The organism is Aminobacter sp. SR38 (assembly GCF_014843375.1).
Lineage (GTDB): Bacteria > Pseudomonadota > Alphaproteobacteria > Rhizobiales > Rhizobiaceae > Aminobacter > Aminobacter ciceronei.
Window position 1 is genome coordinate 1,154,113 of the sequence record NZ_CP062112.1, and the last position, 26,307, is coordinate 1,180,419.

The window sequence follows — 26,307 nt, forward strand, 5'->3', positions numbered from 1 at the left end:
AAAAGAGAAGGGAACCTCGGATGAGACAATTGTTGACATCGACCGTCGCCGCGTCAGCGCTTGTGCTGGCGCTGGGCCTGGCCTCGGCCACCGCGCAGGAAACGCTCGACCCCAAGGCCAAGCAGGGCGGCGCGATCACCATCACCTACAAGGACGACGTCGCCACCCTCGATCCGGCGATCGGTTATGACTGGCAGAACTGGTCGATGATCAAGAGCCTGTTCGACGGGCTGATGGATTACGAGCCCGGCACCACCACGCTGCGGCCCGAACTGGCCGAGAGCTACGAGATCTCGCCCGACGGCAAGACCTTCACCTTCAAGCTGCGCAAGGGGGTGAAATTCCACAATGGCCGCGAGATGACGGCAGACGACGTCAAATATTCGCTCGACCGCGTCACCAACCCCAAGACGCAGAGCCCGGGCGCCGGCTTCTTCGCCTCGATCAACGGCTATGACGACGTCGCCGGCGGCAAGTCGGAAAGCCTGGCCGGCGTCACCGTGGTCGATCCCTCGACTGTCAAGATCGAGCTGTCACGGCCCGACGCCACCTTCCTGCATGTCATGGCGATCAATTTCAGCCATGTCGTGCCCAAGGAAGAGGTCGAGAAATACGGCGCCGACTTCGGCAAGCACCCTGTCGGCACCGGCGCCTACAAGATGGCCGAGTGGACGCTCGGCCAGCGCCTGGTGTTCGAGCGCAATCCCGACTACTGGCACAAGGGCCTGCCCTATATCGACAAGATCACCTTCGAGATCGGCCAGGAGCCGATCGTAGCCCTTCTGCGCCTGCAGAATGGCGAGGTCGACGTTCCGGGCGACGGCATTCCGCCGGCCAAGTTCCAGGAGGTGATGGCCGATCCCGAGCAGAAGGCGCGTGTCGTCGAAGGCGGCCAGCTGCAGACCGGCTACGTCACCATGAACACCCAGATGCCGCCCTTCGACAACGTCAAGGTGCGCCAGGCCGTCAACATGGCGATCAACAAGGACCGCATCGTCAAGCTGATCAACAACCGCGCCGTCCCTGCCAACCAGCCGCTGCCGCCGTCGATGCCGGGTTATGACAAGGCTTTCACCGGTTATGCCTTCGACGTGGACAAGGCCAAGGCTCTGCTCGGCGAGGCCGGCCATCCCGATGGCTTCGAGACCGAACTGTTCGTCATGAACACCGATCCCAACCCGCGCATCGCCCAGGCGATCCAGCAGGATCTGGCGGCAATCGGCATCAAGGCCTCGATCCAGTCGCTCGCCCAGGCCAATGTCATTGCCGCCGGCGGCGAAAAGGACGGCGCGCCGATGATCTGGTCCGGCGGCATGGCCTGGATTGCCGACTTCCCCGATCCGTCCAACTTCTACGGCCCGATCCTCGGCTGCGGCGGTGCGGTGCAGGGCGGCTGGAACTGGGCCTGGTACTGCAACAAGGAGCTCGACGAAAAGGCGGCAGCGGCCGATTCGATCGTCGATCCCGCCAAGGCCGAGGAACGCGCCAAATTGTGGGGCGAGATCTACGCCAGGATCATGGCCGACGCACCCTGGGCGCCCGTCTTCAACGAGCAGCGCTTCACCATGAAGTCGCCGCGCATGGGCGGCGACGACAAGCTGTATGTCGACCCGGTCCATATCCCGATCAACTACGACTATGTGTATGTGAACGATGTGCAATAACTGCAACTACACCATCCACGGACGCCATCATCACTTCGGCTGGGACAATTCCTTTGCCCCGGCCGAGCGGGTGACGCCCGGCTCGACGATCGAGTTCGAATGCCTTGATTCCTCGGGCGGCCAGCTCACGGCCGACAGCACCGTCGACGACATCGCCAAACTCGACTTCGACCAGATCAACCCGGTGACCGGGCCGATCTATGTCGAGGGCGCCGAACCGGGCGATGCGCTCAAGGTGACGATCGAGGCGTTCAAGCCGTCCGGCTTCGGCTGGACGGCCAACATCCCGGGCTTCGGCCTGCTCGCCGACGACTTCAAGGAGCCGGCGCTCACCATCTGGAAATATGACGCGACCTCGCTCGAACCGGCGCTTTTTGGCAAAAACGGCCGCGTGCCGCTGAAGCCTTTCGCCGGCACCATCGGCAACGCCCCTGCCGAGATGGGGCACCACTCGGTGGTGCCGCCGCGCCGCGTCGGCGGCAATCTCGACATCCGCGACCTTGCCGCCGGCACCGTGCTCTATCTGCCTGTCGAAGTGGCGGGCGCGCTGTTCTCGGTCGGCGACACGCATGCCGCCCAGGGCGACGGCGAGGTCTGCGGCACGGCGATCGAAAGCCCGATGAACGTCGTGCTGACCCTCGATTTGGTCAAGGATGCCAGGCTGAAGACGCCGCGCTTCACCACGCCGGGGCCGGTGACGCGGCATCTCGACGCCAAGGGTTATGAGGTGACGACAGGCATCGGTCCCGATTTGATGACCGGCGCCAAAGAAGCCGTCGCCCAGATGGTCGACCTGCTGTCACGGCGTTACCAGATGGACCCCGTCGACGCCTACATGCTGGTGTCGGTGTGCGGCGACCTTCGCATCTCGGAGATCGTCGACATGCCGAACTGGGTGGTGTCGTTCTACTTCCCGCGCTGCGTGTTCGAATGAACGCAGCGACCGATCCGAAACAGGCTGCCGGAGCCCCTGCCCCGGCAGCCGACAGGCCGGTGCTCGACGTCGCCGGGCTGACCATTTCCGTGCGCGGCGAAGACGGCGAACGGCCTGTCGTCTCCGACCTCTCCTTCTCCTTGGCGCGCGGCGAGACCTTGTGCATCGCCGGTGAATCCGGCTCCGGCAAGTCGATGACCTCGCTGGCGATCATGGCGCTGCTGCCGCAGCCGGCGGCACGGTTATCAGCCGGTTCGATCAGGCTCGGCGACACCGATCTCGCCTCGCTCGACGAACGCCGGATGCGCCGCATCCGCGGCAACCGCATCGCCATGATCTTCCAGGAGCCGATGACCTCGCTCAACCCGGTGCTGTCGATCGGCCGCCAGCTGGTCGAGGCGATCGAAGCCCATAAAGGTGTTTCCGCGGCCGAGTCGCGCAAACTCGCCATCGAGGCGCTGACCGCCGTGCGCATCCCCGAGGCCGAAAGCCGGCTCCGGCAATATCCGCATGAACTGTCCGGCGGCATGCGCCAGCGCGTCATGATCGCCATGGCACTGGCGCTGAAGCCGGACGTGCTGATCGCCGACGAGCCGACCACGGCCCTCGACGTCACCGTGCAGGGCGAAGTGCTCGAACTGTTGCGCGACCTGCAGCGCCAGCACGGCACCAGCGTCATCCTGATCACCCACGACATGGGTGTCGTCGCCGAAATGGCCGACCGCGTCATCATCATGCGCAACGGCCGCATGGTCGAGCAGGGCAAGGTCGCCGACATCTTCGAACGGCCCGCGGCCGACTACACGCGCGACCTGCTCGCCGCTGTGCCGCGCATGGGCACCGCGCGGCAGGCAGCGCTCCCGGAGATCGCGGCGACGAAACCCCAGCCGGTCGCTGTGGCGCGCGACCTGCATGTCCGCTTCGACCTCACCGGCGGCTTCTTCGGCCGGGTCAACCGCCGGGTGCATGCCGTCGAGGGCATCAGCTTTGCCATCGCCGCCAACGAGACGCTGTCTTTGGTCGGCGAATCCGGCTGCGGCAAGTCGACGACGGCGAAGGCACTTGCCGGCCTGGTGCCCTATCACGGCGAGCTCGAGATCGGCGGACGCAACCTCAAGGGCCTCGGCCGCGAGGCGCGCAAGGCGGTTCGCCGCGACGTGCAGATGATTTTCCAGGACCCTTACGCCTCGCTCGATCCGCGCATGCGTGTCGGCGACCTCGTCGCCGAGCCGCTTGTGATTCACGACATCGGCACATCCAAAGAGCGCAGCGAACGGGTCGCCGCTTTGTTCGAGCGCGTCGGCCTCTCTGCCGACCAGATGGAACGCTATCCGCACGAGTTTTCCGGCGGCCAGCGCCAGCGCATCTGCATCGCCCGCGCCCTGGCACTGCGGCCCAAGCTGATCATCGCCGACGAAAGCGTATCCGCGCTCGACGTCTCGGTGCAGGCGCGCGTGCTGCAACTGCTGAAGGAGCTGCAGCGCGAATTCGGCGTCGCCTATCTGTTCATCTCGCACGACATGGCGGTGGTGGAGAACATCTCCGACCGTGTCGCCGTCATGTATCTCGGCCAGATCGTCGAGATGGGCACGCGCGACCAGATCTTTTCCAATCCGCGCCATGCCTACACCAGGCGGCTGATCGAGGCGGTGCCGGTTCCCGATCCGCTCCGGCGCAGGACACGTTTCGCCCGCATGGAGCGCGAGATCCCGAGCCCGGTGCGCAGGCTTGGCGACGCGCCTCAGAAACTGGTGCTCACCGACGTCGGCGGCGGCCATCTCGTCGCGGAATCGCCGGAGCGGCAAGCCCGCTGAGCTTGCCGCTGCCTGTCCGGCGCGCCAGTCGCGCCGGGCGTGGGCCGCGCCGGGGGTCGGCTCGCCATCCATCAGACGTCACAGCCCTCGGCAGAGATTGTGGAAAGATCATACTGGAATATGCCATTTCGACATTTGTGCATGGCAGCCGGCATTTGATGAATCAAAGTGTAGTGCTATCGTTCCGGCAAGCATGGTTAGCAAAAGCTGAAATTCGGCTGCCTGTTGCACCATGCCTGGCCTGGCGGATCCGCTCGCCGGCCTGTCGCCACGGGCGAATGACTTTGCATAACCGGTCGCGGGCCAGGGTGGGAGTGGCAACGATTGGCCGAGCTGTCCGAACAATTCATCGACCAGATCTATGAGGCGTCCTTCGTCCCGGAGAAGTGGCCAGTCCTGCTCGACGGCCTCGCCAGGGCCGTCGACGGCATGGGCGGTTATCTCTTCACCATCAGCCGCGGCGCTTCCGCCTATGTCGCCTCCGAGGCGGTGGCGCCGCATGTCGAGGCCTTCATGGATGAGGGCTGGATGGCGGTGAACGGCCGCGCCGCGCGCGCCGAAGCGCTTGCCTATCCCGGCTTCATCACCGATCTCGATGCCTTCAGCGAAGAGGAGCTGGAGCAAGAGCCGATCTACCGCGACTTCCTCCGGCCACGCGGCATGGGCTGGGCCGCCGGCACCCATATCCCGCTGCCCACCGGCGACGTGCTGTCGTTCAACCTCGAGCGCGCAACAGTGCGCGGCCCGTTCGAGCGGCCCCTTGTCGAGGCACTCGACCGCTTGCGTCCGCATATCGCCCGCGCCGCCATGGTCGGCGCGCGGCTCGGCCTGGAAAAGGCGCGCGCAGGCGCCGATGCGCTGGAGGCGCTTGGCCTGCCGGCGGCGGTGCTGGGCGGACGCGGCCAGTTGCTCGCCTGCAACGCGCTGATGGACAGGCTGATCCCCGACATGGTGCAGGACGGCACGGCCCGCGCCCAGATCAGCGACAGGAAGGCCGATGCCTTGCTCGAGGCGGCACTTGCGGCACTGGCCGGCGGCACCCGGCGCGGCATCGTCCAGTCCTTCCCGATCAAGGGCCAGGACGGCAAGCCGTCAGGCGTCGCCCATCTGTTGCCGGTGCGCGGCTCGGCCAACGACCTGTTCAGCCGCATGAACAGCATCCTGGTCATCATGCCGCTGCCCGGCCCGGGCGCACCGCCGGTCAAGGTGCTGCAGGCGCTGTTCGACCTGACGCCGAGCGAAGCGCGCATTGCCGCGGCGCTCGCCGACGGCCGCAGCATCGACGCCATCAGCCAGGATTTCGGCATCGCCCGCGAAACCGTGCGCTCGCATCTGCGCTCGATCTTCGCCAAATCGGGCGTCTCCAAACAGTCGTCGCTGGTCCGGCTGCTGCTCGGCGTGACGCTGCCCCGACCGGGCAGCTAGGGTGTGGTCGCTGGAAGCGGAGACGATCCAGTCCGTGACCTCAACATGCGAAGCGAGCAGCACAGCTGAACTCCGCCGTTATCGCGTGGAGACCCTTACAAGCGTGTCCACTCGTCCCATCTGGCCAACAGGGCCAGGCGTCGCTGGGAGACGGTGCCTTTGCCACCTTGAAGGTCCGGGAAAGTGTGCGTTCCCCAATTCGTACGCTCGATAATGATCGTGCAAGCTTCCTGCACGGTCATTCCAACAGCAGTCTCTAGCTTGCGGATTTCCTCGTGCTCGGTAGCAGTGATGAGTGCGTCGATTCTCGGCCTGTTTTTTCCCCACCGTCTGTTTTCCAGGAAACGTCGCTGGGTGTGCCGTGACCGGCTACCGTCCCAGCCGCAAAGCTTGCAGCAGCCTTCCTCAAACGCATGCTGGCAGTTGTCGTAGCCGTAGATCAGGTGCGAACACTCAGGGCACATTTCCAACATCTGCGAAGTGCCAACAAAATACGGGCTTAGGCATTCAACGCATTGTTGAATCTGTCTGTCGACTGTTCCGGACTTTCTCATCTTGCTTGGATATCTGCCGCGCAAAGGTCCCGCAATCATTGTTCATTCGGCTAGAAGTCCACGATCTAGACGATAGGCTTACTCGACAGTTGGCCTGCGACCTGCACATCTGGAATGGGGAGGAACGACAATGCCTTTTCTCGACATCTATCTGGCCCAGCTGACCGACCCGTTCCGGATCGGCCTGCTGGTCGCGCTGGTGGTCACCGCCGCCAACACCGCGCCGACCCTGAACCGTTGGATCCCGATCGCGCTGGGCATCGTCTTCGTCGCCGTGCTCATCCCCTACAGCTTCGGCACCTCCGACGACGTCGCCAAGGCGTTCGCCATCGGCGTCGGCCTGGTCTCCAACATCACGCTGCTGGCCGTGCTGCTGGGTGCCAAGGCGCTCTATTCCAGGTTGGCCAGGGGCTAAGATCGGTTCCGCTTCTCTTCGAATAGCGGAGGCGCTTTTTGTGGCTGCGCAATTCCTGATGGAAAACCGCTGCACTTCCTGGAATTGCCCTGGCTGGTTTTCCGGCAACGGCATGGCAACTGTGTTCAAGCGAGCAAGTGCTCTTTCTTCCGCCCTCTCCGCATTCCTCACCTTCACGGCATGGATCCTAGGGTCTCCGCGACGGAGCTGCGCTCCTGCTCCGCCCTAGGATGACGAAGGGCGGGGGCGTCGTCGCGGGCTTAGGTGGTGAGCTGGTTGCCGCGAGCGGCCTCTCCAATTCGTCATCCTAGGGCGGAGCAGGAGCGAAGCGACGCGGAGACCCTGGGATCCATGCCGTGACCTTTCGGCAGCGCCGAAGCGGTGCAGAACGTAGGCTCTTCCCCCACCCGAAGCGGTGCAGAACGTAGGCTCTTCCTCCACCCGCTCCACATTCCTCACCCTTGCGGCAGCGCCGAAGCGGTGCAGGACGTGTGCTCTTTCTTCCACCCGCCTCACATTCCTCACCTTCACGGCATGGAATGTCGGGTCGAGCCTCTGGGATGGCGAAGAGGAAGGGCCGTGCTCGGCAGCAACAAATCCTGAAGCAATGGGATGCGCCGATAAAACGGCTTCGGCCCGACTGGAGCCGTTTGACGTATCCGGCTGGTCATTCCACTGTAAAAGCTCCTCAATCTTGTTCTGCGCGACCTCTATGGAAAGATGGTTCTGCCATGACGAAATGGACCGCCCTTCAACAGATGCAGAGCCTGATCCGGCTGTTTAGCCTGCATTGCGCGGATACCGATACGCTGAGACAGCTCGACCAGATGATTGGAGATCGCGGCTCCTGGCCCAGGTCTCGCAAGCTGTTTGAAGCCATTCGTTTGAAGACTCTGAAGGCAGAAAACCTCAGTGATCGCAGGTCGGAAGCGCAATATTGCTTCGAGGAGGCATGCGCCAAGACGCTCTACAATCTGGCCATGCAGCCTGCACCTTATGATCCAGATACAGCCTACTGGATCGTTCCCAACGCGCTCAGTCTCGCACGAGAACTTGGCTTGAGCCCGATGGACGTGGTCGCGATCGTCGATCCGCCACGGCCCTCCTGACCCCGGCCTGCCCCGCTGGTGCCATCTCTCGTTTATGGCTTTGCGCCCTAGAGCTCGAACTCGCCCTGGCCGGCGTCGAGCGCGCCGATGGTCTCGGCGGCGAGTGCGCGGGTGATGCGGCTCTTCTGTTCGAGGGCGGCGCGGTCGAGGCGCTCGACGACGCGGATGGCGGTCGACAAGGAGCGTTCGATGCGGCGGACCAGGAACTGCACGACATGCGGCTCGACCTCGACCTGGCGGTCGGCGAACAGCTTGGTGATGACGCCGGCGAGCAGCAGGTCGTCGGGCTCGTCGATCTCGACGGTCGCCGCAGCCTTGAGCCGCGAGGCGAGGTCGGGCAGCGTCACGCCCCAGGCGACGGGAAAGCTGCGCGCGGTGAGCAGCAGCTGCGCGCCCGAGCCGCGCACCGTGTTGATGAGGTGAAACAGCCCGTTCTGGTCGAGCCGACCCTGGTCGGCATCGTCGATCAGCACCGAGGCTGTGCCGACCTCACCGAGATGGGCTGATATGTCTGAAACGTCGAGCTGAAGTGCGTCGGCATGGTCGCGCCAGATCGCGGCGAGATGCGACTTGCCCGAGCCGGCGGGACCGGCGAGCAGCACCACAGGTGCCGGCCATTCGGGCCAGCGGTCGATCAGCGACACGGCTTGCGTGTTGGCGCCTGATACAACGAGGTCGTCGCGCGAGAACCCCGTGCTATGACCAAGGTCGAGCGGCAGCTGGCGCGGTTTGATCGGCTCGCGCGACACTGTCATTTTTCCGGTTTCACGCCGCCCGGCCTGCGGGCTTCGACCTTTGCGGCGCTTGGCTTGCCGGCTTCGGCTTTTGCGCCGCTCGGCTTGCCGGCCTCGATCCTTGCACTGCCCGGCACTCGAGCGCCTTGGGCTTTTGCGCCGCTCGGCAAGCGAGCGGCTTGGGCAGGCTCGACGGCATGGCCGTGATAGAGCGGGGAATCGAGGTAGCGGCCGATGGCGAAACGCACCAGCACCGCAACGGCCGCCGCCGACGGCACCGCCACCAAAAGGCCGACGAAGCCGAACATCGCGCCGAAGGCGACCAGCGCGAACATCAGCCAGACCGGATGCAGGCCGACACTCTTGCCGACCAGGCGCGGCTGCAAGATGTTGCCCTCGATGAACTGGCCGACGAAGAACACCGCAGCAACCGCTGCGACCATCGTCCAGTCCGGCCAGAACTGGACGAAGGCGACGCCGATCGACAGCACCAGGCCGAGCAGCGAGCCGACATAAGGAATGAAGCTGACCAGGCCGGCAAACAGGCCGATCAGCACGCCGAAATTGAGCCCGGTCAAGGTCAGGCCGACGGCATAGAGGATGCCGAGGATCAGGCACAACGTGCCCTGGCCGCGGACGAAGCCGGCAATCGCGGTGTTGATGTCGCGGGCGATCTGGCGGACTGTCACGACGTGGTCGCGCGGGATCCAGCTGTCGACGACTGAAACCATGCGGTCCCAGTCGAGCAGCATGTAGAAAGCGACGACAGGGGTGACCACGAACAGGCTGGCGATCGAAAACAGCGCCACGCCCGAACTCCAGATCGACTGGAAGATGGTGGTGACGAAACCGAAGCCCGACTTGAGCAGCGAGCTCAGGCCCTCGCGCAAGCCTTGCGCATCGACGCCGAAACGCTGCTCCAGCCATTGCGGATTGAAGTTGGTGATCAGCTGTTGCAGGCTTTCGAGATACCCCGGAACCTTGGCGGCGAAGTCGGCCATCTGCGAGGCCAGCACCGGAATGATGATGACCAGGCCAAGCACCAGAAGCACCAGGAAGCAGATCAGGATGACCACGGTCGCCATCAGCCTGGACAGGCCGAGCTTCTGCAGCCGGTCGGCGACCGGGTCGAGGAAATAGGCCAGCGCCATGCCGGCGACGAAGGGCAGCAGGATGTCGCTGAACAGATAGAGGAAGGCGGCGAACAGGACGGCCGAAATCAGCCAGAAACGGATCTGCTTGCGGAATGCCGCCGCCGCGGCTTCTTCGGCCGCCTCGTTATCGGTTGGGAGTGTCGCCTTCGCCATAACCGCTCATGTGCCTCAGCCAAGCCACGAGATAGGCTGCCGCCGAAGCGACGGTCAAGAGGCCGGAAATGGTTATCAACGCCGGCCGGACCGGGCCGAGCGCAAAGCTGAAGGCAAGTTCGGCCAGCACGATCGCCGCCAGGACGATCTGGATCGCCGTGTTGACCTTCGAGACCATCAGCGGACGCACCTTCACCGGATGGCCCATGATCGTCGACAGAAGCACCGCCCCGATGATCAGCGCGTCGCGCGACACCGCCAGCACCACCAGCCACAAAGGCAGGTGCCCCATGATGCCGAGCACGACAAAGACGCTGACCAGGAGCAGCTTGTCGGCCATCGGGTCGAGATAGGCGCCGAGTTCCGAACGCTGGTTGAAGTGGCGGGCGATGAAGCCGTCGACGCCGTCGGAGACGCCGGCAATGACAAAACCGGCGAAGGCCCAGTCCCACTCGCCCGCCAGCATGGCGTAGATCACGCACGGCACGAGGATCAGCCTCATGATCGTGATCATGTTCGGAATAGTCACAATCAGCATCCCGTCTCGGCTTTTTGCCATTATGCTTTGTCTTTTGAGATATTCTGTCTTTGGTCGATAAATGGGCGAGACTTCACGGCATCGCAAGAGAGCGGGCCGTGTCAGCCGCCTGTCCACCGCTTTGGCGGACGTTTCCAAGGCAATCCGGCTCTCTCGCTTGCGGGAACCGGCCGTTCATGCGAATAGCGCCCCAAAAGCGCACGACTTCAGGAATTGGCGATGAGCGAAGGCAAGAACGGTCTCACCTATGCGCAGGCGGGCGTCGACATCGACGCCGGAAACCTGATGGTCGAGAAGATCAAGCCGCTGGTGCGCTCGACGCGCCGGCCGGGCGCGGATGGCGAGATCGGCGGCTTCGGCGGCCTGTTCGACCTCAAGGCCGCCGGTTTCAACGACCCGATCCTGGTCGCGGCCAATGACGGTGTCGGCACCAAGCTCAAGATCGCCATCGATGCCGGCAAGCATGACACGATCGGCGTCGACCTCGTCGCCATGTGCGTCAACGACATCGTCGTCCAGGGCGCCGAGCCGCTTTTGTTCCTCGACTATTTCGCCACCGGCAAGCTCGACCCCGACCAGGGCGCCGACATCGTCTCCGGCATCGCCGAGGGCTGCCGCCAGGCCGGCTGCGCGCTGATCGGCGGCGAAACCGCCGAAATGCCCGGCATGTATCATGGCAACGACTACGATCTCGCCGGCTTTGCCGTCGGCGCCGCCGAGCGTGGCCGGCTTTTGCCGACCGACGACGTCGTCGAGGGCGACGTGCTGCTCGGCCTGGCCTCCTCGGGCGTTCATTCCAACGGCTATTCGCTGGTCCGCCGCATCGTCGAGGTGTCGGGCCTGAAGTGGAGCGACCGCGCCCCCTTCGCCGACGGCCCGACCCTGGCCGAAGCGCTGCTCGAGCCGACGCGCATCTACGTCAAGTCGCTGCTCAAGGCGATCCGCGAGACCAACGGCATCAAGGCGCTGGCCCACATCACCGGCGGCGGTTTCCCCGAAAACATCCCCAGGGTGCTGCCCAAGGAATTCTCGGCCGAGCTCGATTTGTCGGCGATCGAGGCACCACGCGTGTTCTCGTGGCTGGCCGCCACAGGCGGTGTGTCGCCTGAAGAAATGATGCGCACCTTCAACTGCGGCATCGGCATGATCGCGGTGGTTGCCGCCGGCCAGGCAGCGCAGGTCGCCGCCGTGCTGCAGGAAGCAGGCGAGACGGTCACGCCGATCGGCCGCATCGTGCCGCGCCGCGACACCGGCGTCATCTATCGCGGGTCGCTCGCCCTATGATGCAGCGCAAACGCACAGTCATCCTGATCTCGGGCCGCGGCTCCAACATGGCCGCGCTGATCGACGCCGCCGCCGACCCGGCATTCCCCGCCGAGATCGTCGGCGTCATCTCCGACAAGGCCAATGCGCCCGGCCTCGGCATCGCCGCCAGCCGTGGCATAGCCACCAAGGTGGTGACACGCGCCGACCATGCCAGCAAGGAAGCGCATGACGAGGCGATCGGCTCGGCGCTCGACACCTTCGGCGCCGAGATCGTGGCGCTAGCCGGCTACATGCGTCTGTTGACCACCGGCTTCGTCGAGACATGGCAAGGCCGGATGATCAACATCCATCCGGCACTGTTGCCGTCCTTCAAGGGGCTCGACACCCACCAGCGCGCGCTCGACGCCGGCATCCGCGTGCATGGCTGCACCGTGCATTTCGTCACGCCCGAAATGGATGACGGCCCCATCATCGCCCAGGCCGCCGTGCCGGTGCTGATCGACGACGACGAGCCGACGCTGTCGGCCCGCGTGCTCAAGGCCGAGCACCGGCTCTATCCCCTCGCCCTCAAGCTCTTTGCCGAAGGCAAGGTGCGCATGGACGGCAGCCGCACGGCCTATTCCGGCTTCGCAGACAGCATCGGCACCGACGAGATCGCCGCGCCGAACCCGGCGCGCGACGAGATCGATCTCGAGCAGCTCGCCCGCATCACGCCCTGAGCCGACCAGCATGGCGACGACGAGCATGCTGAAGACTAGGCACCTTGTTCTGCTGCGCCATGCCAAGTCGAGCTGGGACGACGAAGCGCTTGCCGATTTCGACCGGCCGCTGGCGCCGCGCGGCCTGAAGGCCGCACCGCGCATGGGCGCGGAAATCCTGAGACGTGGCTGGCTGCCCGAGCTCGTCTATGTCTCGCCGGCGATGCGCACGCGCCAGACCTTCGAGCTGGCGTCAGCCGAATGGCCGGCGCCGCTGCCGCCGGCACATTTCCACGACAGCATCTATGGCGCGCTGGCGAGCGACCTGTTCGCGCTCGCCGCTGCCGCGCCCGACGGCATCGCCAGCCTGCTGATCGTCGGCCACAATCCGGGGCTCGAACTGTTCGCCGCCCGGCTTGCCGGTCCCGGTTCGAACGCCGAGGCGCTGCGGTCGCTCGAACAGAAATTCCCGAGCGGCGCCCTGGCCCGTTTCGCCTTCGAAGGCGACTGGAGCGGGCTGCGTGCCGGCTCGGCCCGCCTGACCGATTGCCTCAGGCCCAGGGAACTGGACTGAGGCCCAGCCGCCAGGCCGGCACCAATCGCTTCCTCGGCCAAGGCCCTTCGACTGGCCCCAGACGAAATCATCGCAGCCGTCAAACGTGGGCACCACGTGTTGGATTCTCTTTCGACTTCGCTGGCGGGCGTTCAAATCAAAGGGCTGCAACGCCCTCGATACATGTCGTAACGTCGCCACCGATCCAAATCTGATCTTCGACCCGCTCCACATGAACACGTCCTTCCCGTCCAAGGACGGTACCCTGGCTGGCAATGTATGACGGAGGCGCGCTGCCGTTGCCAATTAGCCATTGAGCGACGCCAGCGTTTAGGCTGCCGGTTACCGGATCTTCAAAACCGGCCGCGGAAAAGGCACGCACCTCGAAATCCGCATCCCGCCCATCCTTCGTAGGATCCCAGGGAGCAACGACACCGACCCGCAATCCGGACAGAACGGTGAAATCCGGGCGCAGCGCCAGGACGTCAGCCCTGGAGCGTAGCAGAACAGCGAGCCAGCCGGGGCCATTGTCCACCCAATTGGCGTCGATGATGTCTTCAGAGGTCAATCGCAGACCTTTGGTGACGCGCGTCAGTATGTCGAGTTCCACCGGACCCGAGCGGCGCAGTTCGGGGGCTTCGAAGGAAAGTCGTTCATTGTCGCGCCGAATGTGGATGAGTCCTGCCTCGCACTCCTGGACAATGTCGCCACTCCTCGGACTTCCACCGGAAGACAGCCATACATGGCAACTCCCCAAAGTGGGGTGGCCCGCGAAGGGCAACTCAGCAACAGGCGTAAAGATGCGAACGCGGTAGTCGGCATCCGCCGACCTCGGCTGCAGAAGGAAGGTCGTTTCGCTGAGGTTCGTCCAGCGCGCGAAAGCAGCCATCTCAAATGCGGTCAAGGAATCTGCTCCGATGACAACCGCCAGCGGGTTACCCAACAAAGCTTTGGAGGAGAAAACGTCAACCTGCTGGAATGAAAACTTCTTGTTTCCGTGTCTCACCATGATGTCCTGACGTTCTGAATTGACGCGGCTTTGCCGCATCTTATTGCCACCCGTCTCCGCTGTCAGCCAACGCGGAGTATTGGCAGAAGGCTTCAGAGGAAGCTCCCGGCGAAGCAGCGCATCAATGGCTCCCCTCTACTATCTGACGGAATGCAAATTATACCCAGGCATTGTCCGCCTCGATCAAGCGCGTGAACAGGTAGGCACCCTGGCCGTCGTGCCGGATCACCTTGATCAGGCCGCCGCTCCGCACCCGGAAGACAAACAGATGGCCGCTCATCGGAACGTGCTTCAAGGCATCGGGTCGAAAGCGGCGTTCCTACCAAAGGTCAGACTTTCACCACTGGTGTCACCCTGCCGCGCCCTGCCCCGCCATGCACTGGTCCAGCCATCTTCGGCACCCCGCCGAGCCCGGCTGCAATTTTTCCGACCAGCCCGAAAAATGATTGCATATGCAACTACTATGCGCTATCTCTGTCTCATGTTCGACCGCTGCATCTACTTCAACACCACCGCCCTGGCGCGCCAGCTCGACCGCGTCTGGACGGCGGCCTTTCAGCCCTTCGGCCTGACGCCGCCGCAAGGCTTCATGCTCAGGGCGGTGCTGGCGCGGCCGGGCCTTTTGCAGAGCGAACTGGCTGACGAATTGAAGATCGCCCGGGCGACGGCGACACGCGGCCTCGACGGGCTGCAAGCCAGGGGCCTTGTCGTCAGGAGCAAGTCGAGCGGGGACAGGCGCGAATCCCTGATCACGCCGACAGCAGAGGCGGTTGCGATGAAGGACGCGCTGAACGCCGCCAGCGGCGCGGTCACCCAACGCCTGCAAGGACTTTTCGGCGAACAGGTTTTTGCCGGTTTCGTCGAGCAGGCCAAGGCGATCGCCGCCAGGCTGGAATGAGCCTGCTATCACACACAAGCCATTCTCAATAGTTGCATAGCTAACCACTGGAGACAGACAATGCCTATCCTCACCGTCAAGATATCAGCCCGGCGCAGTGACACGCTGACCGACAAGGTGGCGGCGATGCTCGCCGAACACACCAGCACCATTCTCGGCAAGAAGCCCGAGGTGACCGCCATCGCCATCAGCTACATCGACCCGCGCGACTGGATCATCGCCGGCAAGTCGTTGCAGAGCCATGGCAAGTCGAGCTTTGCGCTGGAGATCAAGGTCACCGACGAGACCAACACCAAGGACGAGAAGAAGCGCTACATCGAAGCGGTTTTTTCAGGTTTTGCCGACATCCTCGGCGACATCCACGAAGAGAGCTACATCCACGTCCATGACGTGCGCGCGGCCTCTTATGGGTATGGCGGCAAGACCCAGGAGTTCCGCTACCAGCACCCTGACAGCCGCATCTGACATGGCGCCATAACGCGCGGCGCCATGTGAGGTCCTGGGGCGCGCGCCTGTCTTGGGATGTGCGTCTTGGGGCGCCTGTCTTGCGGGCGCGTCCTGGGGGGTGCGCACGTCCTGGGGTGCGCACGTCCTGGGGGCGCGCCGGCCGCCTAGCGGAACTTGCGCGTGAGCAGGGACACCAGCCTGGGCGCCGCCATGATCAACACCGCGCCGACCAGCCAGACCACGACCACAAGCGGCTTGAGCACGGCACCGAGGAGCGCGAAAAATCCGCCGAGCAGGCCCGACGTCTCGGCGCTGCCGACCACACCGACGACCTCCGAGCCGATGCCGGTCGCAGCCGCGGCATCCCGACCGGTCTGCACCAGGGCGCCGGCATTGCTCGACGTCCAGGCGAGCACGCCGTCGACGAGGCTGTAGCCGCCCCAGGCCAGCAGCGTCCACACCACCAGCACGACCAGCGCTGCCGTGCTGCCGAAGCCGGGCAAACGCGAGCGGGGCGCAGCTTTGCCCGGATGCGCGCGCCCGTCGCGCCCGAAGGCCGCCGATGCAGTGTCGCCTGACGGCGAACGCTGATCGGCGCCCCAGTTGCCGCCGCCGCCCCGACCGATGCCATGGCTGCTGCCGCCCCAACTGCTGCCATCATGACTGCCGTTTGCGGCCTTGTCGCCAAGCCGCTTGCCGATTTCGCCAAGCACCGTGCCGAGCAGGCCATCCCTGCCCCTGTCGCGGCCCCTGTCGCGGTCCTTGCCGCTGTTCCTGAAATCATGCCCGCCCATCGACGCTCTCCTAAGGTTCCGCGCCGAACACGCATCGGCCGGGCCATAGATAGGCATTCCAGATGTTAGAGATAATGGGACAGAGTGCTGACAGGTTGACGCAGGTCAGTGGATGCGCTCCAGCGGCGCGCAGCTCACCCGCTCCATCTGCAATGTGGTGTGGTGCAGGTCGAACTTTTCCTGCAGCCGCACCTCCACCGCCCGGCGCACCACCTCGGCATCGGCGCCCTCCTCCAGCACCACATGCGCGGTCAGCGACGCCTTGCTCTGGGTGATCGCCCACAGATGCAGATCGTGCACCGAGGTCACGCCAGGCACTGTTGATATCGCCAGCTCGACCTCTGCCAGCTCCATGCCAGGCGGCACGCCTTCGAGCAGGATGTTGATGCACTCCTTGAGCAGCACCCAGGTGCGCGGGAAGACCATGAAGCCGATGCCGACGGCGACGACGGAATCGATCCATGACCAGCCGGTCAGCCAGATCAGGGCAGCACCGGCGATCACGCCGATCGAACCGAGCATGTCGGCCCAGACCTCGAGATAGGCGCCCTTGACGTTGAGGCTGCCGTCCTTGTGGCCGGCGAGCAGCCGCATCGACGTCAGATTGACCAGAAGCCCGATGACGGCGATGCCGAGCATGCCGAGCGAGGCGATGTCCTGCGGCTGGAACAGCCTGACATAGGCCTCGTAGAGAATGTAGAAGGCGACGGCGAGCAGAAGCAGCGCATTGAAGGCGGCCGCCAGGATCTCGAAGCGGGCATAACCATAAGTGCGCAACAGGTCGGCCGGGCGGCGGCCGACCTTGATCGCCACCAGCGCGATCGCCAGCGCCATGGCGTCGGTCAGCATGTGCGTGGCGTCGGATATCAGCGCCAGGCTGCCGGTGACGAACCCGCCGATCACCTCGGCCACCATGAAGGCGCTGGTCAGGCCCAAGGCCATCCACAGCCGCGACACCGGCGTGTTCGTCATGTCGCCGTGATCATGGTCGCCGCTCATCAAGGCCTCCCCCTCGCCGATTTCGGTCGGCACAAGCTAGAGCACATCAGGGAAAAGTGTGAAGCGGCTTCGAGGCAAAAGCCTTGTGGCAAGATACCGGTATCAACGAAAACGTGCGGTATCTCCTGACAGGAGCACGCCGCTTGTGACCGCTGCACAAACAGTCTTAGATCGAACCCTGCTCTGGGGAGAGCTTTTTGGGGAGGGGGACGATGTCGAGGATCAAATACCTGGCTGCTGCGCTTTGCAGTATTCTGCAAATCGGCGATGCTCTTTCTCAGTCGATCGAAACCGAAAGACCATTCCAGGATATCCCTTTTGACGAGCGAGCGGCCGGTGCATTTGCTGCCGCTCCCGAAGCAATAACGTGGTACCGGTTCGGAAACTCCGTTCAGAAAACACCGCTTTCAGCTGCGGACGACCGCCTGCCAACAGACAGCAGACGGCCGAACGGTGAGCCGCCTGGCACGCGGAATCCTGTAACTCCTCCGGACACCAGCATTGGAAAGGTGTATTTCACCGACGCATCGGGGAACCCGAAACAGTGCACCGGAACTCTGGTGATCGGCGATCTCGTGATTACTGCCGGCCACTGCGTTCACCCCGGCAATGGCGGCAACTTCTACACCAACATCGAGTTCTTGCCCGGATATGCTGACGGCAGCTTTGTTGGTCGGTTTACGGCCGAAGAGGTGACCGTTTTTGCCGGATGGTACCAATCAGGCGACTTCGCTCATGACATTGCCTTTATACGGGTGACACCTGTCCCGCGCAGCGTTCATCGCATTGGCCTGGGTTTGTTCAAGCCGTCGTGTCGGATTGGAGACTATTTCCCGTTCATCCGCCACGGCTACACCCCACTGCTCAACAATGGCGAGCGCCAGTGGGAGAGCGGCGAGGCCGTGAGCGGCTGTTACCAGGGCTTGGTGTACGGATCAAAACGCACTCACCCCGGCTCCAGCGGCTCGCCGTCGATGGCTCGGATTTCGGGGTACGTCTTCGCCGTGCATTCTGCAGAAGATGTCCAGTTTCCATTCGGCAGCTACGACGCTCTCCTGACGAAGGCAAAACTCTGCTTCGCATTGCGCCTTTACGACGCCAGTTGCTCCATTTGACTATTGACCGCTGCAGAAGGTGACCACCCCGGCCTGGTGCCGGGGTCTTCGGTTCAATCCCAGCCAATCCTCGATGTCGATCTGCGGCGCCGTCAGCCGACCTCAGGTGATCATGCCGTTCTGGACAGGATAAACGCTGCCCGTTCCCGAACCACCCGACTGGGATCGTTTGCCAGGGGCAACGCCAGATTCCGGCCTGCCTGGCTGCCCAGCTCATGCCTGATGATGGAATCGAGCGCGACTTTTCGCACGAGTGCCGAACCGTCCCTGGTTGCGGCACCGATCATGTCCAGCCTCGATATGGCTGTCGTGAGCGGGCGGCGCTCAAATCTCGGCACCGACCGGCCCTCGCCCATGGACTTGTCGATCCACTGGATCTCGGACCCTGTCCGCCATGAGGCCTGCATGGCGCCCACTGTCTGGACGGCCACCGCACGCACCGCCGGCTGCCACGCCTGCAGGGCCAGCGTCTCGAGATGCGGATCCACCGCCGGCCACCGCAACAATTCGCGAAGGATGCGCGACCCCGGGCCGGTCCGCGCTTCGCGAAGGTTTTCGACCAGCTTGGCCACCACGTCAGGTCGAGAAAACACGTTCCTGACCGCTTCCCGCTCCGTGCCCCATCGTCCCCAGCTGTCCTGCCGCAACAACACGAAGTTTGCAGCAGCTGCGATTGTTTCAGGCGACGTCAGCGGGAAACATCGCTGCGCGCAGTCGAGCGCTGCCGATCGCACAGGCTCCGCCCAATCGTTCAATCGAAGAACGACGGCCGCAAACATGAAGGAGCTCGGCAACGGCCCCGATATCAGTTGAAGGGCCTTGCTGCGCAGGCGGCCATCATAGTGGAACAGACACAGATACGCGAATTCAGGAAATCTCTGCAGCTGCTGCTCATCGGAAAGGCGCGGCCAGAACAGCGATCGGGCTGGCTTCGGACGAACCCGGAAGAGGCTGGCTATTTCGGGGATTTCCCGGGCGGCTTGGCCGACGGCATCTGCTGGAATTTCAGACATGCCCGAGATTGCTGAAAGGAGTTGTCCATCGACACGCACCCCACGCTCCAGCTTCTGGCCAATTGTCGCCAATGCCTGAGCTAAATCAGCCGAAAGTACACTCTTCTTTGCCATCTCGACAGAAGCACATACACAGCGACATTGTTCAACGTCGACTTTTGGTTTGTCCCATCTTCTGTTGCTTCTGTTGCCTCTCTTCCCTATTCTTCCCTTTGCCCTTTACCAGCCTCATCATGCGCGTGATTGCGTCCCGAACGCCAAGCACAGCGAGACCTAGCCGGCCGTCTCCTTCTCGAGCAGGAAGTCGATCACCGCGCGCACCGCCGGCAATTGCCCACGCTTGTGCGGCGTCAGGATCGTCGTGGTCACCTGGCCTGCCGTCCAGTCGGGCAGCAGCCGCACCAGCCTGCCTTGCGCCACTGAACTGGCCGAGATCAGCTCGGGCAGGCAGACGATGCCGAGGCCGGATTCGGCGGCCATCAGCAAAGGCACTGACTCATCGGCATGGAAGCGCGGCCTTGGTGCCACCTCGACGAGGCCGCCCTTGCTGTCGCGCAGCCGCCAGCTCTTTGCCGTCATGCTGCTCATCAAGCCGTCATGGCCGGCCAGCGCCTCCGGCGTCTCGGGGTGGCCATGACAGGTGAGATAGGACGGCGCCGCCACCAGCGTGATCGCATCCTCGCTCATCCGCCTTTGCACCAGGTCGGAATCGGGCAGCGGCGCGAAATGGCTGCGCAGGGCGATGTCGAAGCCGTCCTGCACCAGGTCGACGAAACGGTCGGTGACATGCAGCTGGACCAGAAGCCTGGGATAACGACGCGCCAGCACCGGCAAACGATGCGCCAGCCGGAACTGCGCATTGGGAACCGAGGTGGTGATGCGCACGATGCCGCTCGGCTCCGCCAGCCGCCGCTGCACCACCGCCTCCACCGCCTCGGCCTCGATGACCGCAGCACGGGCATGGTCATAGACGTCGCGGCCGACGTCGGTCAGCGTGAAGCTGCGCGAGCTGCGGTGGATCAGCTGGGCGCCGAGCGACACTTCCAGCGCTGCGACCCGCTTGCTGACCGTCGATTTGGGGCAGCCGAGACGCCGCGCGGCGGCGGCAAAACCGCCATGGTCGACCGCTGCGGCGAAGAGATGGAGATCGTTGAGGTTCAGCATCAAAGTCTACATTTGTGGACATTTGGTTTCAAATTGCCCGACTACAGGATCAAAGTCCACATCAATACATCGGGGTCATCAACAATGGAGACCTCAAATGACAACCACCCCGATCTTCACCTCCGGCTTCCCGCTCGGTTCCTCGGCCGGCCTCGTCGCCGCCTTCGAATGGCTCGGCCAGCCCTACCGGCTGACCCGCGTCGACATGCTGGGCGAGATGCGCACCGAGGCCTACAAGCGCCTCAACGGCCGGGTCGAGACGCCGGTGCTGATCACATCAGACGGCCGCGTCCTGACCGAGACCATGGCGATCGCCTTGTGGCTCGAAGCGCGCGACCCCGAGCGCCGCATCAGCTTCGTGCCTGATACGCCGGAGGCCGACAGGATGCACCAGATGATCGCCTTCCTGAACACTGCCTTCACCGGCGCCTTCGGCCCGCTCTGGGTGGCGCTCGAAGCCGATCACGCCACCGAAGCGGAGCGCGAGACGCTGCGCAAGTTCGGCCGCGACTTCGTCGCCACCCGCCACGCCCAGCTCGAGGCGATGATCGGCGACAGCGCCTATCTGCTCGGTGACAAGCCGACGCTGGCGGATGCGGTGTTTTCAGGCGTGGCGCGCTGGACCGACTTCCACAAGGCGGTGAACCCGGCCGACTATCCGCGCATTCTCGCCCTGCGCAACCGCATCGAAGCCGACCCGGCCTTCCGCTTCGCGGTTGCGATCGAAGACGGCGACGTCACGGCCAGGGGCAGCGGCGCGATGAAGGGACTGGTGCCGCTCGCCCAGGTGCTGCGCGACACGGCTGCCGCGCAGGCCGCCTGAGCGGTCAGGGAGAAAGGGCTGCGCGTTGTCCGGCGCGCAGCCCTTTTCGGTGCGGCTGGAAAGACGACGTTCGATATGGTCATGTCCACGGCATGAGCCGATCTCGAACACCAGGCAAAGAGCCACTGTTTCGTCGCGTCAACACGCGCACGCACAATGTGCGCCACGACTTCGGTGGCGACTATCGATGGTCGCGCCAACGCCATGAGCGCTTGGGCAGTGAAAGCTAGGGCGACGAAAGCCTGGAAGGCCGAGGCTCCATGCATGCGGGAAAACGGCGTGGGCGGGACTACACGCCGCTGTTCCGTTTCCTGCTCTCACGCGTCGGCAAGGACTGGACGCAGGTGCACAGCGAGGCTGTGTCACGGCTCGATGACGAGGCGCCGATCTTCTGGCTTGTCGCCCGCAGCGAGGCGGAGAAGCAATCCTCGGTGCGGGTGGACGAAAACTCACATTACAGCGGCTTGTATGTCGACGACGACAATCGCCTTGCGATCGTCGATCCCACGCTGTCGGTCGAGCAGATGGAACCCTCATGTTCCTGCTGCACCCACACATTCAACGGCATCCCCTTCACGCGACCATTCCGCGGCCGTTAGGCAGAGGCAGCAGACTTGAGCGCAGCCCGGAACACTTGCAGCGTTTGGAAGCGATGCTTCGAAGATGGGTGAAACAATTCTCGAACTTGAGACGCTGCTCGACCGCTTCGTGGAGTGAGAGACAAGGGCCAAGCTGGATTTGGCGCAGCGGCAGGTGACCTAAGACAGCCGCCGTGTACGGTCGACACAGGAATCCTTACCCTCCTGAGCATTCCGCAAATCGCCGGCACTGAGTTCCTTAGCTCCCAGCAACCCTCAGAGGCAGGAGTACATTCCAAATAATGCAGCCTGCAATCGAAGGTAACATTCTGAATTTGCTGTCTTATGGACCATTTGGACGTGTTCTGGCGATCATTGAGCCGCCCCAGCAATTGGTTCGCCTGCCAAGCAGGCACAAACCCGGTTTTGTGGTCACTGGATTAGGACCAGCCAATCCGCAAACGCCCCCTTTTATCTTGCTCGTCGAGCAGACGCAGCCACATGCAAGGGGTGACCGCTAGCGTCTTGAGGGCACTGTTCTCTAATAGCTGATCCCTGTTGTCAGTAAGCAATGTTATTGTTGATGTAGCGCCGCGCAGCTAGACTCGCAGTATGCACGAGATTCCCGACAACATATTTGATACTCAGCAGATGCTGGCCGAACTGGTCAAGCCGCAGGCGGAGAGTTTTGGGACGATTTTCCGTCCCTACGATATCAGGACAAGTGTCGCTGCCGCAGGCGGACTTCTTACACTTCCAGAGCTTCAGGCGAATGCCGTCAGGCTTGAGGCCACTGCGCATCTGATTGTCGCTAGCGCTGCGGGAAAGAAAAAACCGAGCAAGCAGGATGCTGCCCGTTGGTTCAGGCAGGTGGGGCAAGCGTTCGCGCACATGGAGGATGCGGCTGAAGATGTGTTCGTCGGCCGCGTACATATTGATGGACGCAATTACCGAGTGCTTGAGGGATTGGCAGAAGCTAACTGCCATTACTTGCAGCAAATGCTGACGGCCGTCGAGAGCATGCCCGACCGCGGCGTCTATGCCGCGCTCAAACAGTCTTGCCACGCGATGCTTGCTCTGTCCGATCTTGTCTGTGCTCGCTCAGGACTGGAGGCCTTTTGCCGCGGTGGTGAATATGGTCTCGATGCGTTGCCAGTTAGTGACCTTCCGACAATTGAGACGCTGGCTGCGCGCGTGACGTTTTCAGACGGTGACCTAGCCCAGGCTGGCGTCAGCCGCCGGGCGCTTGGCCGGTTTTGCTTACCGCCGTCGCAGCGCGATGTAGGTTTTGGTGGTTATGGCGATAGCTGGCTAGAGAGGCAGCCGCTGATCGATTTTCAGGATGTGCTCTTGGTGGCGCTGCCATCGTCCATCGGAACGGCTATACGACGGGCGGTGATTGAAACCTGCCGCGGCGCCGGTGCAGAGTTCGCCCTGTGGACTGCCCTGCTAATCGCCCAGACCGAAGAACTTTCATTGAATCCCGCTATTTCGGCTCTCGGCATCCCTCCCACCAAAATGAAACGGGATTCCTACGTTGTCCCCTCCGAGCCCGTCGAGTTTCAGCCGGGCTTGTGGTTCCATCTTGTCCTGCTGACTGATGATTTCGCCGGGTTCAATGAGACAGGCTTCAGTCGGCCCGGACCATCCAGCGAAAAGACACAGGCTGAGTTACAGCAGGCAATAGACGCCGCGGCGGCTGACACCAAAGCCCGCCCTGGTTTCAAGCTCGGATTTTCCCTGATCGTCTTTTGCGGCTTCGGCAGGGGACAATTGATCGAGTTTGCCCGTCCGGCTCATTGGCTGGCTGAAGGTATCAGCAGCTATGACCTCGACGTGCTGGGCTGGCGGCACGACTTCAATATCGCCGAGTTACTCAAGTTCCTCATTGCAGAAGGCACTGCGGGGCATATGGGCTTTCCATTGATGGCGATTAACGGGCTTCTGGCGCGCATCGGCTTTGCCTACGAGAACAATGGCCATGTAGTGCCCCATGAGGCCATGCCGGATGGCGCCGAGAGCGCCACGCTCATAGTGCCCACCAACGCACATCTGCGGCTCAGGGCCGAGCACCACGCCCGCTTCGACAAGCACGCGGTACGCGATGTTGCTGGCAACGTGCTTGTTGTTCGCCGAAAGGATGGTGGCAAACGTTCACCAGAGAATACGCAGCGGGTCTATGTCTCGCATCTTGATGCCCGAGTACCGCGCTATCGCGGGGTGTGGAGGTCAGGCAGCCGAACTTGGTGGCTCGAAACCGTACCGTTGGATGAACGCTCGTACCTCTACCCTATCTTTGAAATGCAGATGGTCTGGATGGAGGGCCTTGCCCCCATATTAGCGGAACACGTACCCGGCCTTCCGGATGTTCTGACATGGAAGCTTGTCACTCCTGCTTATCCCGCCATAAGGTCGAAAGAGATCAATCCACCACCACTGGAAGAGCTGAAGGGGACTATCCGGGTATCCTACGATCCGGACGGATGCGTTGTTTCCACTGAGATTGGCTTGCCGTTCTTTCAAGGACTTTCCCATCCCAGCAACGTCTCGGAAGTCGCCTTGATAGAAGGCTTTCTTGAGCAGGTTGTCACGCTCGCAAGTGGTGCAGACGTCGATCGTGCCGCACTTTTGCGTGAAATCATTCCCTCGCCTGAAGCGCGGCAACTTCATGCATTCGCGCCGCAGGACTTTCGCGACTACGTGCACGAATCGGTCCCAGGGAAAGTTGTAAAGATAAGCAGCTTCGACGATGCCGCCCTTCGCCTAGGGCTGGGTTGGCACGGACTCCCCCGTCCGGGTGGTACGGTCAAGGGGCGTGACGAATGCACAAGAGTGCTCAATGCAATCACCGTCGCCGCAGAGGAAATGTTCTGTGAGCATCTCCGGCAGTTCGAGAGACACGCCCTAATTCGCCGCGTGGTGGAGAATCACGAAGCATCCATTGCAGACAAGTCTAGATGGGAACGGACCTCAGGTGCCGTTCTTGACCTTTCCGCAAACCCTCAAGAATCCCGCGATGAAGTCTCCAAGAGCATTCAAAAAGCCAATGCGACCGGCTTAGCCAGCCGCATTATTTTGGAAGCGGCTCTGTGCGAATCCCCGATAGGCGTTGGTTTCGAGGTTGCAGATTTCGACCTGTCCAACCTCATGGCGCTGGCGATGATGATCCATCATCTCGGTGGTTACTCCGACGCAATCCGTTATGAAGGCATGCGCCCTGAAATGCGCATCTCCCCAGCGGGCGAGGTGCAGATTGATGTCTCGTTCTTCGACGCCATCGTGAGACCAGTCGGCGAGTCATTCGTTAGTGTGCAGATCGACCGGAGCCGCCGCGACTATTCGGAGTTGCTGCAAGAACCCGAACTACTCACCGAAGAACAGGCGACCAGTAGAACGAACACCCGCTTCGCCGCCGCTTGGGAAGCAGAAATGGGTATTTCGCTCAGGGAATTTCGTGCTGCGCTTGAGGTGCTGGAAAATCGATTGGTCGAAACGGGGCAGGCGTGGGAAGTATTACCCAGACCGGCATTGATTCAGTACCTCTCCGAGCATATCGATTGCGCTGAGCAGTTTGTTGGCTCACTCGAACTGCTCCCGCGTCACGGCTGGAAGAACATCCCCCAGCCATATGCCGACCAGGACCGGCAGCCGTGGCGGTTCAGGCGACGATTATCTGTCGCAAGGCGTCCTATTCTTAGGCTGGAACCCTCCACCGAGTCGGACGTCGTTATCGCGCCCGGCATGATCCGTGACGCGTTCAGCATGCTGCTCCATAATTTTTACTACGGACATTATGATCTCAACTCTATTGCATCGAAAGAGATGCGAAGCTGGAGAGAACACATCGTTGCGGAGGAAGCGGCCGAGTTTGAAGAACGGGTCGTTACGCGCTTACAGGAACTCGGATGGCAGGCAAAACGAGGCGCGAAGTTTTCCCATATTCTTGGCCGTAAGCTACCCGAAGATCCCGGCGATATTGATGTGCTGGCATGGCACACTGACGGACGTGTCATGCTCCTCGAATGTAAGGATCTCCAGTTCGCCAAGACTTCCAGCGAGATCGCTAAGCAGCTCCATAAATTTCGTGGCAAGACCGATGAGAAGGGACGTCCGGACCTCCTGGGCAAGCACCTCAGGCGAATGGTGCTTGCACGGGAGAACGCTGCCGCGTTTCAGTCCCATCTCAAGCTGGCTGATATACGAATTGATGGAGCTCTGGTTTTCGCACACACAGTTCCGATGAGCTTTGCAGCCGAACGGATAGGTCACGCCGTAGCGCTATTGACCTATGATCAGTTGGAATCGGTTTTTGGAGGTCTCGACGGAGCCTAATGCCTTAGCCGCGCTAACGCACTCGCCTCATTGCAGATGCCGATTGCTATGAAGATTGGTCGACACGTTTCAACGAAACCAACGACATAGGCAGATAGCCCACCGGCAGCTTTGGCTCAGACTA

At 62.8% G+C, this 26,307-nt stretch carries 24 protein-coding genes; 15 read left to right on the forward strand and 9 right to left on the reverse strand.

Features of this window, described 5'->3' with window-relative positions; genetic code table 11:
• The first annotated feature begins 20 nt into the window (after window positions 1-20).
• From IG197_RS05700 to IG197_RS05725, 6 genes are all read left to right on the forward strand, one after another.
• Window positions 21-1,664 (forward strand): ABC transporter substrate-binding protein, encoded by a 1,644-nt coding sequence (locus IG197_RS05700; RefSeq protein WP_192317569.1) that lies wholly within the window; start codon window positions 21-23, stop codon window positions 1,662-1,664.
• A complete protein-coding gene (locus IG197_RS05705; RefSeq protein ID WP_192317571.1) occupies window positions 1,654-2,598 on the forward strand; it encodes an acetamidase/formamidase family protein in 945 nt (314 codons plus the stop codon). The genes IG197_RS05700 and IG197_RS05705 overlap by 11 nt, the downstream gene beginning before the upstream one ends.
• On the forward strand, window positions 2,595-4,412 hold the full coding sequence (locus IG197_RS05710; protein WP_192317573.1) for an ABC transporter ATP-binding protein: 1,818 nt from the start codon (window positions 2,595-2,597) through the stop codon (window positions 4,410-4,412). Before IG197_RS05705 ends, IG197_RS05710 begins: the two co-directional genes overlap by 4 nt.
• Before the next feature lie 324 nt (window positions 4,413-4,736).
• Window positions 4,737-5,837: a helix-turn-helix transcriptional regulator gene (locus tag IG197_RS05715; RefSeq protein WP_192317575.1), complete on the forward strand. Its 1,101-nt coding sequence runs from the start codon at window positions 4,737-4,739 to the stop codon at window positions 5,835-5,837.
• A gap of 684 nt (window positions 5,838-6,521) precedes the next feature.
• Window positions 6,522-6,806, forward strand: coding sequence for a hypothetical protein (locus IG197_RS05720; RefSeq protein WP_192317577.1), 285 nt, complete (start codon window positions 6,522-6,524; stop codon window positions 6,804-6,806).
• Window positions 6,807-7,537: 731 nt separating this feature from the next.
• Window positions 7,538-7,915 (forward strand): hypothetical protein, encoded by a 378-nt coding sequence (locus IG197_RS05725; RefSeq protein WP_192317579.1) that lies wholly within the window; start codon window positions 7,538-7,540, stop codon window positions 7,913-7,915.
• Window positions 7,916-7,962: 47 nt separating this feature from the next.
• Here the strand turns inward: IG197_RS05725 and hdaA are convergent, their stop codons facing one another.
• From hdaA to IG197_RS05740, 3 genes are read right to left on the reverse strand one after another with little or no spacing between them, the layout of a single operon-like run.
• Entirely contained in the window at window positions 7,963-8,670 is a 708-nt protein-coding gene (gene hdaA, locus IG197_RS05730; RefSeq protein ID WP_192317582.1) for a DnaA regulatory inactivator HdaA, read from the reverse strand.
• On the reverse strand, window positions 8,667-9,956 hold the full coding sequence (locus IG197_RS05735; protein WP_246765315.1) for an AI-2E family transporter: 1,290 nt from the start codon (window positions 9,954-9,956) through the stop codon (window positions 8,667-8,669). Before IG197_RS05735 ends, hdaA begins: the two co-directional genes overlap by 4 nt.
• Window positions 9,928-10,485 carry a CDP-alcohol phosphatidyltransferase family protein gene (locus IG197_RS05740; protein WP_192319589.1) on the reverse strand — a complete coding sequence of 186 codons (558 nt, stop codon included), beginning with the start codon at window positions 10,483-10,485 and terminating at the stop codon, window positions 9,928-9,930. Before IG197_RS05740 ends, IG197_RS05735 begins: the two co-directional genes overlap by 29 nt.
• A gap of 228 nt (window positions 10,486-10,713) precedes the next feature.
• Between IG197_RS05740 and purM the strand changes: the two genes are divergently transcribed.
• The 3 genes from purM to IG197_RS05755 are packed head-to-tail and all read left to right on the forward strand — an operon-like array spanning window position 10,714 to window position 13,032.
• Window positions 10,714-11,778 (forward strand): phosphoribosylformylglycinamidine cyclo-ligase, encoded by a 1,065-nt coding sequence (gene purM, locus IG197_RS05745; RefSeq protein WP_192317584.1) that lies wholly within the window; start codon window positions 10,714-10,716, stop codon window positions 11,776-11,778.
• Entirely contained in the window at window positions 11,775-12,479 is a 705-nt protein-coding gene (gene purN, locus IG197_RS05750) for a phosphoribosylglycinamide formyltransferase (RefSeq protein WP_192317587.1), read from the forward strand. Before purM ends, purN begins: the two co-directional genes overlap by 4 nt.
• 25 nt (window positions 12,480-12,504) lie before the next feature.
• Window positions 12,505-13,032, forward strand: a complete 528-nt coding sequence (locus IG197_RS05755; protein ID WP_192317590.1) for a histidine phosphatase family protein — start codon at window positions 12,505-12,507, stop codon at window positions 13,030-13,032.
• A gap of 136 nt (window positions 13,033-13,168) precedes the next feature.
• Here IG197_RS05755 and IG197_RS05760 read toward each other — a convergent pair whose 3' ends face one another.
• On the reverse strand, window positions 13,169-14,020 hold the full coding sequence (locus IG197_RS05760) for a PhzF family phenazine biosynthesis protein (RefSeq protein WP_192319591.1): 852 nt from the start codon (window positions 14,018-14,020) through the stop codon (window positions 13,169-13,171).
• A 157-nt stretch (window positions 14,021-14,177) separates the two neighbouring features.
• Entirely contained in the window at window positions 14,178-14,315 is a 138-nt protein-coding gene (gene tnpB / locus IG197_RS05765) for a transposase (protein ID WP_256441236.1), read from the reverse strand.
• Between the two features lie 147 nt (window positions 14,316-14,462).
• Here tnpB and IG197_RS05770 point away from each other — a divergent pair, with 147 nt between their 5' ends.
• Both IG197_RS05770 and IG197_RS05775 read left to right on the forward strand, forming a co-directional pair.
• Complete coding sequence (locus IG197_RS05770; protein WP_246765316.1) at window positions 14,463-14,918, forward strand: MarR family winged helix-turn-helix transcriptional regulator; 456 nt, start codon at window positions 14,463-14,465, stop codon at window positions 14,916-14,918.
• A gap of 60 nt (window positions 14,919-14,978) precedes the next feature.
• The gene (locus IG197_RS05775) at window positions 14,979-15,383 is read left to right on the forward strand and encodes a tautomerase family protein (protein ID WP_192317594.1); all 405 of its coding nucleotides are present in this window, start codon (window positions 14,979-14,981) and stop codon (window positions 15,381-15,383) included.
• Between the two features lie 146 nt (window positions 15,384-15,529).
• On the opposite strand, the gene IG197_RS36160 is transcribed toward IG197_RS05775, so the two are convergent.
• Both IG197_RS36160 and IG197_RS05785 read right to left on the reverse strand, forming a co-directional pair.
• Window positions 15,530-16,159 carry a hypothetical protein gene (locus IG197_RS36160; protein ID WP_246765317.1) on the reverse strand — a complete coding sequence of 210 codons (630 nt, stop codon included), beginning with the start codon at window positions 16,157-16,159 and terminating at the stop codon, window positions 15,530-15,532.
• Between the two features lie 105 nt (window positions 16,160-16,264).
• On the reverse strand, window positions 16,265-17,158 hold the full coding sequence (locus IG197_RS05785; RefSeq protein WP_192317596.1) for a cation diffusion facilitator family transporter: 894 nt from the start codon (window positions 17,156-17,158) through the stop codon (window positions 16,265-16,267).
• Between the two features lie 212 nt (window positions 17,159-17,370).
• Between IG197_RS05785 and IG197_RS05790 the strand changes: the two genes are divergently transcribed.
• Window positions 17,371-18,273 (forward strand): serine protease, encoded by a 903-nt coding sequence (locus IG197_RS05790; protein ID WP_192317598.1) that lies wholly within the window; start codon window positions 17,371-17,373, stop codon window positions 18,271-18,273.
• 110 nt (window positions 18,274-18,383) lie between these two features.
• Here IG197_RS05790 and IG197_RS05795 read toward each other — a convergent pair whose 3' ends face one another.
• Window positions 18,384-19,400 (reverse strand): hypothetical protein, encoded by a 1,017-nt coding sequence (locus tag IG197_RS05795; RefSeq protein ID WP_192317600.1) that lies wholly within the window; start codon window positions 19,398-19,400, stop codon window positions 18,384-18,386.
• A gap of 159 nt (window positions 19,401-19,559) precedes the next feature.
• Entirely contained in the window at window positions 19,560-20,450 is an 891-nt protein-coding gene (locus IG197_RS05800) for a LysR substrate-binding domain-containing protein (protein ID WP_192317602.1), read from the reverse strand.
• Between the two features lie 97 nt (window positions 20,451-20,547).
• On the opposite strand from IG197_RS05800, the gene IG197_RS05805 reads away from it, so the two are divergent.
• From IG197_RS05805 to IG197_RS05815, 3 genes are all read left to right on the forward strand, one after another.
• Window positions 20,548-21,273 (forward strand): glutathione S-transferase family protein, encoded by a 726-nt coding sequence (locus IG197_RS05805; protein ID WP_192317604.1) that lies wholly within the window; start codon window positions 20,548-20,550, stop codon window positions 21,271-21,273.
• A gap of 260 nt (window positions 21,274-21,533) precedes the next feature.
• Entirely contained in the window at window positions 21,534-21,872 is a 339-nt protein-coding gene (locus tag IG197_RS05810; protein WP_210346897.1) for a hypothetical protein, read from the forward strand.
• A 591-nt stretch (window positions 21,873-22,463) separates the two neighbouring features.
• Window positions 22,464-26,183, forward strand: a complete 3,720-nt coding sequence (locus IG197_RS05815) for a hypothetical protein (protein ID WP_192317606.1) — start codon at window positions 22,464-22,466, stop codon at window positions 26,181-26,183.
• Window positions 26,184-26,307: the final 124 nt, after the last annotated feature.

Coding starts and splice junctions, on each gene's coding strand:
- IG197_RS05700 (WP_192317569.1), top strand. CDS start 21: ATGAGACAATTGTTGACATCGACCGTCGCCGCGTCAGCGCTTGTGCTG.
- IG197_RS05705 (WP_192317571.1), top strand. CDS start 1,654: ATGTGCAATAACTGCAACTACACCATCCACGGACGCCATCATCACTTC.
- IG197_RS05710 (WP_192317573.1), top strand. CDS start 2,595: ATGAACGCAGCGACCGATCCGAAACAGGCTGCCGGAGCCCCTGCCCCG.
- IG197_RS05720 (WP_192317577.1), top strand. CDS start 6,522: ATGCCTTTTCTCGACATCTATCTGGCCCAGCTGACCGACCCGTTCCGG.
- IG197_RS05725 (WP_192317579.1), top strand. CDS start 7,538: ATGACGAAATGGACCGCCCTTCAACAGATGCAGAGCCTGATCCGGCTG.
- hdaA (WP_192317582.1), bottom strand. CDS start 8,670: ATGACAGTGTCGCGCGAGCCGATCAAACCGCGCCAGCTGCCGCTCGAC.
- IG197_RS05735 (WP_246765315.1), bottom strand. CDS start 9,956: ATGGCGAAGGCGACACTCCCAACCGATAACGAGGCGGCCGAAGAAGCC.
- purM (WP_192317584.1), top strand. CDS start 10,714: ATGAGCGAAGGCAAGAACGGTCTCACCTATGCGCAGGCGGGCGTCGAC.
- purN (WP_192317587.1), top strand. CDS start 11,775: ATGATGCAGCGCAAACGCACAGTCATCCTGATCTCGGGCCGCGGCTCC.
- IG197_RS05755 (WP_192317590.1), top strand. CDS start 12,505: ATGCTGAAGACTAGGCACCTTGTTCTGCTGCGCCATGCCAAGTCGAGC.
- IG197_RS05760 (WP_192319591.1), bottom strand. CDS start 14,020: ATGGTGAGACACGGAAACAAGAAGTTTTCATTCCAGCAGGTTGACGTT.
- IG197_RS05770 (WP_246765316.1), top strand. CDS start 14,463: ATGATTGCATATGCAACTACTATGCGCTATCTCTGTCTCATGTTCGAC.
- IG197_RS05775 (WP_192317594.1), top strand. CDS start 14,979: ATGCCTATCCTCACCGTCAAGATATCAGCCCGGCGCAGTGACACGCTG.
- IG197_RS36160 (WP_246765317.1), bottom strand. CDS start 16,159: ATGGGCGGGCATGATTTCAGGAACAGCGGCAAGGACCGCGACAGGGGC.
- IG197_RS05785 (WP_192317596.1), bottom strand. CDS start 17,158: ATGAGCGGCGACCATGATCACGGCGACATGACGAACACGCCGGTGTCG.
- IG197_RS05790 (WP_192317598.1), top strand. CDS start 17,371: ATGTCGAGGATCAAATACCTGGCTGCTGCGCTTTGCAGTATTCTGCAA.
- IG197_RS05795 (WP_192317600.1), bottom strand. CDS start 19,400: ATGGCAAAGAAGAGTGTACTTTCGGCTGATTTAGCTCAGGCATTGGCG.
- IG197_RS05800 (WP_192317602.1), bottom strand. CDS start 20,450: ATGCTGAACCTCAACGATCTCCATCTCTTCGCCGCAGCGGTCGACCAT.
- IG197_RS05805 (WP_192317604.1), top strand. CDS start 20,548: ATGACAACCACCCCGATCTTCACCTCCGGCTTCCCGCTCGGTTCCTCG.
- IG197_RS05810 (WP_210346897.1), top strand. CDS start 21,534: ATGCATGCGGGAAAACGGCGTGGGCGGGACTACACGCCGCTGTTCCGT.
- IG197_RS05815 (WP_192317606.1), top strand. CDS start 22,464: ATGCACGAGATTCCCGACAACATATTTGATACTCAGCAGATGCTGGCC.